This is a genomic window from Mangrovibacterium sp. (genome assembly GCF_059905295.1).
In genome coordinates, this window is record NZ_JBZQJF010000304.1 from 1 (window position 1) to 11397 (window position 11397).

Here is an 11397-nt window from a genome sequence, read left to right on the forward strand (position 1 = left end):
CGGTAATGCTGATGCGAATACCTTCTACCTGGGCCGTCCATGGCGCCCGTATTCCAATGTCGTGTACCTGAACTGCCGGTTGGATAAACAGATCAAACCTGAAGGTTGGAATAATTGGGGGAAAGAAAGTAATGAGAAGACGACTTTTTATGCCGAGTATAAAAGTACAGGACCCGGTGCTAATGCCGATGCTCGCGCAGCCTGGTCTCATCAGTTAACCGATGAGCAAGCGAAGGTGTATACGCTGAAAAATATTTTTGGAGCGGCGTCTGTTTCTCCGGCTTTCGATGGCGATTGGGTGCCTAAATTATAAGTGCCCCGCGGGGAATTGGAGTAACCCGGGGATCCAACAGGCTTGGTCAATCATTGTTGGGCAGCTCTAAAGGAATAATGCAGAAACTTACATTGAAAATATAAAGAGATGAAATTGGTAAAAAAAATCATGTTGCTTTGTATTGCCGTAATGGGCTTTTGGGCAACCAGCCATGCTGATGTAAAATATGAAATGACTGTTGCTAAAGATGGCAGCGGCGATTTTACAACAATTCAGGCAGCAATTAACGCAACAAAAGCTTTCCCTGATAAACCGATCGTTATTCACATCAAAAAAGGAGTGTATAAAGAGAAAGTACGAGTGTACTCGTGGAATAATAAACTGACGCTGAAAGGTGAAGGAGCTGAAGAAACCATCATCACTTATGATGATTACTTTAATAAGATTGATTTGGGCCGTAACAGCACGTTTCATACCTATACCTTGAAGGTAGAAGCCAATGATTTTACAGCCGAAGATTTGACAATTGCCAATACAGCCGGTCCTGTTGGTCAGGCGGTTGCTTTGCATGTTGAAGGTGATCGTTGCGAGTTCCGAAATTGCCGGATCTTGGGTCACCAGGATACGCTTTATGCTGCAGGTGAAGGTCGTCGTCAGTACTATAAGGATTGCTTCATTGAAGGGACAACCGATTTTATTTTTGGTGACGCTATTGCCATTTTCGACGGCTGTACGATCAATAGCAAAAGTGATTCGTATGTAACTGCAGCCAGTACACCCGAAATTCAACCCTTTGGTTATGTGTTTATGAATTGTAGGCTGACTGCAGACGAAGATGTGGAGAAATGTTACCTGGGGCGTCCATGGCGTGCTTATGCCAAGGTCGTTTATCTGCACTGCCACCTGGGCGACCATATTCTGCCAGAAGGTTGGTCGAACTGGGCCAAAACAGACCGAGACCAAACTGCTTTTTATGCGGAATACGAATGTGAAGGTGCCGGAGCTCGGGTTTCTACTCGCGTACCCTGGGCACATCAATTAAACAAGAAACAGGCAAAAGCCTATACCATTGCAAATATTTTTAGCACTGCAAGTCGCACAAAAAGTGATTCCGATAACTGGAATCCAGCACAATAAGTCCTTTGTTCGTTGTTTGTTTGAGCAGCAGAGTTGAGGTGCTTGAACAAGGCCGGACAATTTAATGACGATATGCGACCACAAAATATTGACACTAAAACTCAATACACTATTTATCTATGAAAAAACAATTTCTTTATTTAACGGCAAGCCTGGTCTTGTCTGCTTTGGTTGCCTGTCAACCTAAAGCAACGGTCAAGCCGGAAGCTTCTCCAACTGCGGGGTTGAACTTGCCATTTGATATGCCGGAGGTGCAGGTGCCTTCTTTTAAAGCAGACACCTTCAATATTGTTGATTTTGGTGCTGTACCAAATGATCATAGCCTGGTGACAGACGCGATTAACACGGCGATCAAAAAATGCTCGGAAGCCGGTGGCGGTGTAGTGCTAATTCCTCCGGGTCTTTGGATGACAGGACCAATTTACATGCAAAGCAATGTGAACCTGCATACTGCCAATGGCGCGTATATTCAGTTTACAGCCGATCTGAGTGCGTATAAATTGATCAACTCATTCTTTGAAGGTTTAAGCGAAATTCGTTGTGAATCGCCGATTATGGGGCGCAACTTGGAAAATATTGCGATTACCGGTCAAGGTACTTTTGATGGTGATGGCAGTAAGTGGCGTCAGGTGAAAAAGGAAAAGTTGACAGCGAATCAATGGAAAGCATTTGTGAACTCCGGAGGTGTGGTTGTTGACGATCGGAAATGGTATCCTTCGGAAGCATCCATGATCGGTAATGAGCATAAAGATCAATTACCCAAAGAGTGGACCATCGAGAATATGGAACCTTTCAAACGTTACCTGCGCCCGGTAATGGTGAGCCTGGTGGAATGTAAAAAGGTTTTACTGGAAGGTGTGACTTTCCAGAACTCACCAGCATGGAATGTAAACCCGTTGATGTGTGAGCATATAACACTTCGCAACCTGAACATCCGCAACCCTTGGTTTTCTCAAAACGGTGATGGACTGGATCTGGAATCCTGCCGCATTGGTATCATCGATAACTGTAGCTTCGATGTGGGTGATGATGCCATCTGTATTAAATCGGGTAAAGATGAGGACGGCCGCAAGCGTGGTAAACCAACCGAGTTATTCGTGATTAAAGATTGTGTGGTTTACCATGGTCATGGTGGTTTTGTACTTGGGAGCGAAATGTCGGGAGGTGTGCGTAACCTGTATGCAAAAAATCTGACTTTCATCGGAACCGATTGCGGTTTACGCTTTAAAAGTACGCGTGGTCGCGGTGGTGTCGTTGAAAATATCTGGATGGAAGATATTCGGATGAGTCATATTCCAACTGAAGCGATTCGTTTCAACCTGTTTTATGCGGGTAAATCACCTTCCGAGGATCCGATCACCGGTGACTTGATTATTGAATCTGCTCCGGTGTCAGAAAAAACGCCTGTTTTCCGGAATATGTACTTCAAAAACATTTATTGCGACGGTGCTAAACAAGCTGTTAAAATTGTAGGTATTCCCGAAATGCCTGTTCAGAATATTCAGTTTGAAGATATGCTAATCAAGTCCGACAAAGGAATTGGTATTAACTACGCTTCAAAAATTGATTTTAAGAATGTGGTTCTTCACCTGGATAAGGGAGGTGTGGCAGCTGTGTTGTCGAATAGTCAGGATATGACTTTTGAAGGCTTTAAGACGACCGGTGCCGACGAGCTTTTCAAGATTGGCGGAACAACAACCAAAAATATTCAGTTGAATATGGCTGACCATACTTTGACAGACAAGGATATGGAGGTTTTACCGGCCATTAAGAATGAAGTTCACCTGGCGAATTAAGAAAGATTTACGGTTTTTGGATAGATTTAATAAAGGTGTTCTCCTCTTTGGAGAGCACCTTTTTTTGATGAACAAAATGAAGTTTAGATTGGATTTCCTATCTTCGCCACATTTTATATCTCGAACAGGATGAATACGATAGCAGGAAAAATATTACAATTGCAAGGTTGGAAGATTAAGGGAGATTTTGCCGGACTGAAAAAATCAGTTACGATTTTCGCACCGCATACGGCCCATTGCGACTTTTACTATGGGAAGATGGCTTTTACGGAGCTTGGAATCAAGTTCAAATTATTAACAAAAAAGGAGCTTTTCTTTTTCCCAATGAGTCTTATTATGCGCTTGTTGGGTGCACTTCCTGTACGAGGTGTAAAAGGCAAGAATGCGATTTACCAGGTCTCGCAAATGCTTACTGATGCCGACGAACTCCATGCCGTTATATCGCCTGAAGGTCGGATTTTTAAACGAACCGAGTGGAATAAAGGATTTTACCATATGGCAAGAAAGGCCAATGTCCCGATTGTGGTTACTACAATTGACTACAGCAAAAAAGAAATGGGGATTGATAAAATCATTTACGATACCTCCGATTTTGAGTATGTGATGAAGCAGATCAGCGAAATTTACCGGGATGTAAAAGGCAAAAATCCTGACCAGTTTTCGCTTCATGTGGAGCAAGAGCGGATGAGAGGATAGAAAGCCTCCATGACTTGTCTGTAGTTTACTAACCTTATTAATATCCGGCTGCTTGCCCGTCTTTGCGTGATTCGGAAGCCCCATAATAGACTTTGTTTACTGGATCCCACCTGATGGCCTGGTATCCGCCGTAAGGACCGTAGTCGTAGCCAATTTTATGACCTTTGCGCATTAGCTCGCGGATGGTTTCGTAAGCTATGCCGCTTTCGAGGGTCACCCGGCCACCATTCGTCATTCGTTCTCCGCCTGTTGGTTCGCTCGAACCGGTATGTTGAATGCGGGGTGCATCACCGGCTTCCTGTATGTTCATTCCAAAGTCGAGGATATTACAGATGATTTGCACGTGTCCCTGAGGCTGCATATCACCACCCATTACACCAAAGCTTAGGAATGGTTCTCCATCCTTGGTGATAAAAGCCGGAATAATGGTGTGAAAGGGGCGTTTGTGCGGTGCGTAAACATTCATATGTCCTTCCTCGAGCGAGAATAGTTCTCCACGGTCTTGCAAAATAAATCCAAGTTTTCCGGGGGCCATACCTGAGCCCATGCCACGAAAATTACTTTGAATGAGGGATACCATGTTGCCTTCCTCGTCGGCCGTAGTTAAGTAAATCGTATTGCCATGCTCCATTCCCCAAGCCGGGTAGCTGCGGGCTGCTTTGTCGGGATCAATCATGGCCGCCTGTTCCTTGCCGTATTCTTCCGAAATAAGTTGTTTGATGGGGAGCTCATTGAAATCCGGATCGGAATAGTACTTGGCTCGGTCTTCGAACGCCAGTTTTTTGGCTTCTACAAAATGATGGATATAATCGGCTGATCCAAAGCCCATCGCTGCGATGTTAAAGTTTTTCAGAATGTTCAACATTTCCAAAGCTGCGGTTCCTTGTCCGTTGGGGGGCAGTTCCCAAACATCATAACCACGGTAGTTCACAGAGATTGGCTCAACCCAGTCGGAATGGTGTTCCTCAAAGTCGCGCATGCTAAGGAAACCTCCTTGTTCGCGAACATATTTTACAATTTTTTCAGCAATCTCGCCTTTGTAAAATACATCGCGGCCTTTTTCAGCTACCAGTCGGAGCGTGTTGGCCAGATAGGGGTTCTTAAAAATTTCTCCTTTTTTCGGTGCTTTACCTCCAGGCATAAAGATCTCTTCAACTCCCGGATATTGACTTAAAAATTGGGCATTTCGTCCCCAGTAGTAGGCGATTAGTTCAGTTAACGGGAAGCCGTTTTCAGCGTATGAGATTGCCGGTGCTAGCACATCCTGCATGGGGAGTTTCCCAAATTTGTTGTGCAGTTCGAACCAGCCATCAACACAGCCTGGTACTGAAACCGGTAACGGTCCAAAGGGAGGTATCTTGGTGTAACCATTTTCCTTGAAGTACGCTAAGGTGAGGTCGTAGGGAGAACGACCACTGGCATTCAGTCCGTATAGTTTTTTTGTTTTAGCATCCCATACAATCGCGAACAGGTCGCCACCCATACCACTACCAGTGGGTTCTACAAGGCCTAGTACGGCATTTGCGGCAATGGCTGCATCGATCGCATTTCCACCTGCTTTAAGGATGTCGAGTGCCGCCTGTGTTGCCAGAGGCTGACTGGTGCAGGCCATCCCGTGCTGTGCAATTACTTCGCTGCGTGTGGCAAACGGAAGCCCGGTGACCCGGTCTTGGGCAAATAATTGGATTGATATCAAAATAGAAGCAAAGAAGAGCGCTTGTTTTTTCATGAGGATAGGTTTTGACTATAGCTGTTGCTGGCTAATAAAAATAGTCAATTGTATTGGATTAAAACAGGTTTTGTAAAACAGATAATAACTTACGATTGCTGGTTGAAGAATGTTGTTAAATTCACTTCGCGTCTAAACAGATATGCAGCGACTTTACTAGTCTAAAAAGATCCAACCGCATGAAGGCTGTTCAAAAACAAACCTCAATGTGTCTTTCTCTGGAAGATCGCATTGAGGTAAGCTGCTAATTTCAAAGGAAACAATACCTGCTTATTATACCGGTGGCTGCTGTAACGACGTTAAAAGTTGTACAATTGCCTGGTTGATTTCTTCGATTGTAAAATTGCAATGTCCGTATCTGTTCAGGATCGGATCAGCGATAAATAAAGGATTGTCACCAACTTTTTCTTTGTACCATTCCTGTTGAATGAATAATGAAACATGATCAAACTCGGTGTGTAGCGATATCAAAGGAGTGTATAAAAAGCCTGTAGTCTCGTACTTCTTTATTTCCTCACTGGCTTGTTCCCAGGTGTTTCTGTATACCCGTTCTACGGTCAGGTTTAATTTACGGTCGTTATCGGAGCCGGTGTATTGGGTAGGTGGATATTTGTTATTGTAGGGATTTCCGCCCAATCGTTCGATCGCATCATTGGTCGCCATAATTGGAAACCGCAGGACCTCCAAAATTGCCTGGATCGTGAATTCGGGTTGGAGAGCCTGCATTTCAACATTGATCGGAATATTGGCGCAGGCAATAAATTGCCGGATCTTATTTCCGCCGTTATACAGGTAATCGTTTTGGAGCGCTTCTGCAATTGCCGTTTTCAGGGAACCATCTTCCCAGGCAAGCATCGTATTTTTCGAAACTCCCTTGGGACTTCCAATATTGATGTCGTTGAAGCTGGGGCCAAAGAAATATTTAAACAATACGTGCGCATCGCCATAATAATGGAGCTGTTTGTAAAAATTCCCGATTGGACAGCAAGTGGCGATAGCAGCACTGAATAAGCCGGGATTTTGCTCAATGGTAAGAACGGTAATTAATCCTCCTTCAGAAACACCCGCGAGCAGGATGGCATCAGGTGGAGCATAGGCTGATGTTGCAAAGGATTCTTGAATTTGAGCTCTTAACTGTTTGATGTCCTCAACGGCATCCAGCACCACTAAGCCATTGGCGCGGTAGCTGGTTGAAGCATAACCGATGGGCAACGTTCCTTCCATGTAGTTAATGCCGTTCAGTAGAATGTCTTTTATTTCAGTCCCCTGTATTTGGTCGGCTGGTAATGCTACCGGTTTCGTAACATCAACATAGCCATGGGCATATACAATGAGTAACTTTACCGGAAGAAGGTTCCACGTTGGGGGAAGATCAATTTCGTACATTGCTCCTCCCGGTAAGGTCCCTTCCATGTTAGCGGTAACGAGTTCGCCGTTTTTCAACGAACTGTTCTGAACTTCTTCGGTATTCAATAAGTCTTCCTGGCATCCCAATAAGAATACTGAGCTAAAAAAGGCGAGAAAGATTGCCAGTAATCTTCCCTTTGTTAAAACAGTAGATTTCATGTTTTTTCATTTAGATAGTGTAACGGAGGTATACGCAACAGCTTCCTGTATGTTGAGGGATTGTTGCGAGTTTTACGGAAAAGACACCATCTGTGCAGAAAGCCTTGTGCCCTGAATTTTAAATGTCCGGATAGACGTTAAGCAGAAGAGGGCATGAGAAATGGAACAGGGAAATGGATTGCACTGGAGCTGGAGATAGAATTAAGCTATTTCAAATTGATCAGGAAGGTTGCTGATAGCAAAAAATAGACATGATTCCCGGGAATCACCAACAGAGATGAAAGTTGAAAGTTTTTCAAACATCAGGTTGTCCTTGTTATCTGAAGTTGGTGGGTTGTCCCGGAACTTGAAACTTAAAACTTGAAACTTGAAAAAGACTTTCACAGAAAAGGAGCGGCTGTCTTCCATAAGACAACCGCTCTTTACTTGCAGACATTTAGTTTATATCGAATTATTTCCGGCTAGTTCTGTCAGGCGTTTCTCTATAGGGGAAATACCTCCGTGAGCATTGGAAGGTCTGTCAGCTGAGTAGTCGAGTAAACGCCCTTCTTTATCAAAGATCATGTAGCAGGGCACATAGCTAATCTCCATGAACTTGAGCATGGGTGAGCTTCCCCATTCGTAGTCAACCATGCGGAAACGGTTTGTGGTACCCTCGGATACCTTAAAGATATTTTGCCAAACATCGGGGCGGGGAGCATCCTGGGCTATGTAAACCATTGCGATAGGAAGATCTTTGATCCGTTCGTGCATGGCGTGCGACGCTGGCATCGCTGCGCGGCAAGGACCGCAGTTGAGGCTCCAAATGTCGAGGTAAACGATGTTCCCTTTGTAGCGATCCAATAGCTCACCAAAGGTAAAACGTGCTCCGGTGGAGTCTTCAACCATGGTTTCAGCAAACTCTTTGTTCAACGGTTGACCTATTAGAGCTTGCTTGGCATTGTATTTATCCAGTGCTTTCTGAACTTCCCCTGCAGCCAGCTCATCAGGATTCAGGCTTAGGAATTTTTCGTAGATCACACTGTCCAGCGGGTTGTGGGCAATACTATTGCAAATCCAATTCGCCATAGTGTATTCCTGTGTTTTCCCACTTAACGAATCGAGTAAAAGTATTTGGTAGACTTGCGGTATCTTTAAACTCGAGTCTGCCAGAAGTACTTCAGGAACTTTTTTATAAATCAAGCTTTCTATGTTTTCATAGTATTCGGGAATGTCAGTTTTTGATTCATCAATGAGTTGGCTGAAATGCTTAAAGTTGTTGTATGTAGTTGGAAGCACTAATGAATCGAGTGGCGTTTTTGTTGCATAGGCATACCTGCGTGGGTAGCGGATAAGGAGCTGGTCGTAGATGGCCTCGGTTTGTTGGGCAAAGAAGTTCGAAAATTCCGGGGCTAGTTTTCCGGGGTAAGCAGCAAGATAGTCCGAACGCTTTTGTTTAAAGTCCTGCATCCATTTTACAAATTCCTCCGGAGTTAACTTGCCTTTATTATAGGCTTTGTAAAAGGAGCGATTCCAAACGTGGTCTTTTTCAATGGCATAGTTGAAATTATTCTTTTCTGCTCCGGGGCCTGTATAATTGATTGTATCTCCATCAATCTCAATTTTGAACTGGTCACCGGGCATAAAACTAATCTGATGGTAGTATCTTCCCGCGTGAATCTGCCCGTTGGTTAAGCGCTGTACAGGAATCTCAATTGAAAACGCTCCGGAACTGTCGACGGGAGCCTCGTAGCTTTTCCTACCAGTAATGGCTGTGATTGGATTGTCAACCAGGTATTGGAATTTGACCTCCTTAACCCCGGGTGTTTTTACTTTTCCGGAAATGATTGCTTTTGGGGGAGCGGGTTGCTGACTGCAGGCTGCCATTAAAAATACGGCAGCAAGGATTTGAAAGGTTCGTTTCATGGTTTTTCATTTTAATAATTATAGAATTTATTAATCAGGATGCGTAGATGTTATGTTTTTGAAAATCCTGAAAAATAGATTGTTAAAACTACTAAAACTTTAGTTTAAAATAAAGTGGTGAAATATTTTTAACATCATTTAAGAAAAGTTCGAAAGCATAGAAGGGCTTCTAGTCGGATGATTGAACTAAAGTGTTACGGCTTCTTCTACAAACTGTTTGAAGGAATCCAGAATGGCTTGCCAACCTTGCTTTTGCAGGTCGGTCGGATTCGTTGATTCGGCTTCGAAGGCTGTAATAATATTGGTGTGATTGTGTGTTTCCTGAAAATAAACGGATACTTTCCGACCGTCGGTAAGCTCGTATCTCAGGCGTTTTCGTGGTTCCACTTCTGTAAATATTCCTTCCAGATCGAACTGCATACTGCCGTCTTTGGCTGCCATGGTATAGCAGAAATGACCGCCATCAGCCAGTTCGTTTTTCGCTGCCGGGCAGTGCCAGTCATCCGATGCATGGTTCCATTGTTTGATAGATGCCGGATCAGTAAAATGATGCCACACATCGTTGATATGCCGCTCTATTGTTGTGTTGACGGTTATTTTTGTTTTCGCTTCTGTTGGTTCCATAATCTAATCTTTTGCGTGACAATTAATCATCCAATGAATTCCGTATTTATCGGTTAGGCTACCGTAATAGGCACCCCAAAACATTTCACCTTGAGGCATGGTAATCTTGCCGCCTTCTGCCAGCGCATTGAACAGGCGGTCGGCTTCGTCGCGGTTGTCGGGTTGCAGGTTTAGGTGAATATTATTGCCAACATTGGCTTTCATGCCTATTGAGGAAGGTGCATCGCATCCCATGAGTACAAAATCGCCGGTAATGGGCAGCGAAACATGCATCACCAGCTTTTTATCGTCGTCCGAAAGCTCGGGCATGTGTTCTTCCGGGGGAACATCCGAAAAGCGGGAGATCGGGTCGATGTATTCCGTTTGAAAGACTTCTTTGTAAAATGCGAAAGCTTCTTCAGCCTCTCCGTTAAAGTTTAGGTAAACACTCACTTTTGCCATGATCGTTCGATTTAGTCGTTCAACATTGATAACGAATCTGCTACTATTCCTTAATTACGGAAGGAAATCAAAAAAGGATGCTGTTTCCAGCTCAGGTTGGCGAAGCTGTCTTTCGAAATATCGAGACGATCCGATGTAAGATGAAGGCTGTCCGGCGTCGGATGAGGTCGCCAACCCGGGTTGGCAAGGCTGTCTTTTACCGGATCGCGATGATCTTGTGTAAGATGATGATGATCTTTTACCGGATAATGATAATCCGGTATCAGATGAAGGCTGTCCGGTGTCGGATAAGGTCGCCAACCCGGGTTGGCAAGGCTATCTTTTACCGGATCGCGATGATCTTGTGTAAGATGATGATGATCTTTCACCGGATGATGATGATCCGATGTCAGATGAAGGCTATCTGATGTCGGGTGAGGCTTCTACGCTGCGGCTTATTTGTTGGTTTCAGGCTACTAAAAAGCCCGACTGGTAGTACCGGTCGGGCTTTTTAGCGTATCCTTCAGGTTTACCTATTCCTGAATTGTCGTAGTTTGTGTACCAACTCATCGTCTTTGCCTAGTAAGCCTTCAAGCAGGTTTACCAGCGACGAAGCATCGTCGTAGGCCAGCTTCAGCGTTTCGTTGGCCAACTTGGTTGCTTTTAACGATTCGGCCTGTGCCTTCTGCTGTGCAACCTCGGCTGTTGTTGCTGTTGCCGACTTTGTTTTTAAATCAGTTGTCCGATTGGTAGGGTCGAAACCGGCAGCAGCAAGGCGGGCGGCTTCTTCCTCCACGGTGGTGTAAACATGAACAACAAAATCGCGTCGTTCTTTTTCATTTAAATATCCCATTTATCAAGGTATTATGATTAAACATTAGTGTCAGTCAGGACACTGTTAATTGTGTTCGTTAATCACGATAGGCCTTAATTATCAGCTTGTGAACCTGGGCTTTCTACTGCAAATCTGTACTAGGGAACGTTCGCTGATTTTTCAATCGAGCGAAGTTGAATTGAATCTGTTTCAACCTCTTGCCTGTTTATAGGATACAAATTACCACCTTTTTTATTTAGAGTCAATTTAAATTATGCTATTCAAAAGGCCCGGGAAATAAAAGAGGCCATGATTTTTAGTCGTGGCCTCTGCGTTTGGTAATGCCTTGTTGTAAATTGTTATTGGGTAAGCATTTTTGTTCGCCTCGTTGTTGGGATTACAGGCGCATTGTTATTGAGGTATTTCTATAGTTGAG

At 44.2% G+C, this 11397-nt stretch carries 11 protein-coding genes; 4 read left to right on the top strand and 7 right to left on the bottom strand.

From position 1 onward, the window contains the following. The 4 genes from AC37HE_RS15285 to AC37HE_RS15300 all read left to right on the top strand — a co-directional run. On the top strand, positions 1–313 hold a 313-nt coding region (locus AC37HE_RS15285), incomplete at its 5' end, for a pectinesterase family protein (RefSeq protein ID WP_500783724.1). Between the two features lie 108 nt (positions 314–421). Further along, entirely contained in the window at positions 422–1411 is a 990-nt protein-coding gene (locus tag AC37HE_RS15290) for a pectinesterase family protein (protein ID WP_500783725.1), read from the top strand. Positions 1412–1530: 119 nt separating this feature from the next. Next, positions 1531–3207 (top strand): glycoside hydrolase family 28 protein, encoded by a 1677-nt coding sequence (locus AC37HE_RS15295; RefSeq protein WP_500783726.1) that lies wholly within the window; start codon positions 1531–1533, stop codon positions 3205–3207. Positions 3208–3336: 129 nt separating this feature from the next. Then, on the top strand, positions 3337–3903 hold the full coding sequence (locus AC37HE_RS15300; RefSeq protein ID WP_500783727.1) for a 1-acyl-sn-glycerol-3-phosphate acyltransferase: 567 nt from the start codon (positions 3337–3339) through the stop codon (positions 3901–3903). A 37-nt stretch (positions 3904–3940) separates the two neighbouring features. On the opposite strand, the gene ggt is transcribed toward AC37HE_RS15300, so the two are convergent. The 7 genes from ggt to AC37HE_RS15335 form a co-directional block, all read right to left on the bottom strand. Continuing rightward, positions 3941–5632: a gamma-glutamyltransferase gene (gene ggt, locus AC37HE_RS15305; RefSeq protein WP_500783728.1), complete on the bottom strand. Its 1692-nt coding sequence runs from the start codon at positions 5630–5632 to the stop codon at positions 3941–3943. 273 nt (positions 5633–5905) lie between these two features. Beyond that, positions 5906–7198, bottom strand: a complete 1293-nt coding sequence (locus tag AC37HE_RS15310; protein ID WP_500783729.1) for an alpha/beta hydrolase — start codon at positions 7196–7198, stop codon at positions 5906–5908. Between the two features lie 441 nt (positions 7199–7639). After that, entirely contained in the window at positions 7640–9103 is a 1464-nt protein-coding gene (locus AC37HE_RS15315; RefSeq protein ID WP_500783730.1) for a TlpA family protein disulfide reductase, read from the bottom strand. Between the two features lie 186 nt (positions 9104–9289). Then, positions 9290–9727, bottom strand: coding sequence for an SRPBCC domain-containing protein (locus tag AC37HE_RS15320; protein ID WP_500783731.1), 438 nt, complete (start codon positions 9725–9727; stop codon positions 9290–9292). Between the two features lie 3 nt (positions 9728–9730). Beyond that, a complete protein-coding gene (locus AC37HE_RS15325) occupies positions 9731–10168 on the bottom strand; it encodes a VOC family protein (protein WP_500783732.1) in 438 nt (145 codons plus the stop codon). A gap of 50 nt (positions 10169–10218) precedes the next feature. Continuing rightward, a complete protein-coding gene (locus tag AC37HE_RS15330) occupies positions 10219–10536 on the bottom strand; it encodes a hypothetical protein (protein WP_500783733.1) in 318 nt (105 codons plus the stop codon). 140 nt (positions 10537–10676) lie between these two features. Further along, positions 10677–11000, bottom strand: a complete 324-nt coding sequence (locus AC37HE_RS15335; protein WP_500783735.1) for a hypothetical protein — start codon at positions 10998–11000, stop codon at positions 10677–10679. Between the last annotated feature and the right edge of the window lie 397 nt (positions 11001–11397).

Bases quoted from the DNA above. Each gene is read 5' to 3' on its own strand.
- ggt (WP_500783728.1), bottom strand. From the start codon at position 5,632: ATGAAAAAACAAGCGCTCTTCTTTGCTTCTATTTTGATATCAATCCAA.
- AC37HE_RS15325 (WP_500783732.1), bottom strand. From the start codon at position 10,168: ATGGCAAAAGTGAGTGTTTACCTAAACTTTAACGGAGAGGCTGAAGAA.
- AC37HE_RS15335 (WP_500783735.1), bottom strand. From the start codon at position 11,000: ATGGGATATTTAAATGAAAAAGAACGACGCGATTTTGTTGTTCATGTT.
- AC37HE_RS15295 (WP_500783726.1), top strand. From the start codon at position 1,531: ATGAAAAAACAATTTCTTTATTTAACGGCAAGCCTGGTCTTGTCTGCT.
- AC37HE_RS15320 (WP_500783731.1), bottom strand. From the start codon at position 9,727: ATGGAACCAACAGAAGCGAAAACAAAAATAACCGTCAACACAACAATA.
- AC37HE_RS15310 (WP_500783729.1), bottom strand. From the start codon at position 7,198: ATGAAATCTACTGTTTTAACAAAGGGAAGATTACTGGCAATCTTTCTC.
- AC37HE_RS15315 (WP_500783730.1), bottom strand. From the start codon at position 9,103: ATGAAACGAACCTTTCAAATCCTTGCTGCCGTATTTTTAATGGCAGCC.
- AC37HE_RS15290 (WP_500783725.1), top strand. From the start codon at position 422: ATGAAATTGGTAAAAAAAATCATGTTGCTTTGTATTGCCGTAATGGGC.
- AC37HE_RS15300 (WP_500783727.1), top strand. From the start codon at position 3,337: ATGAATACGATAGCAGGAAAAATATTACAATTGCAAGGTTGGAAGATT.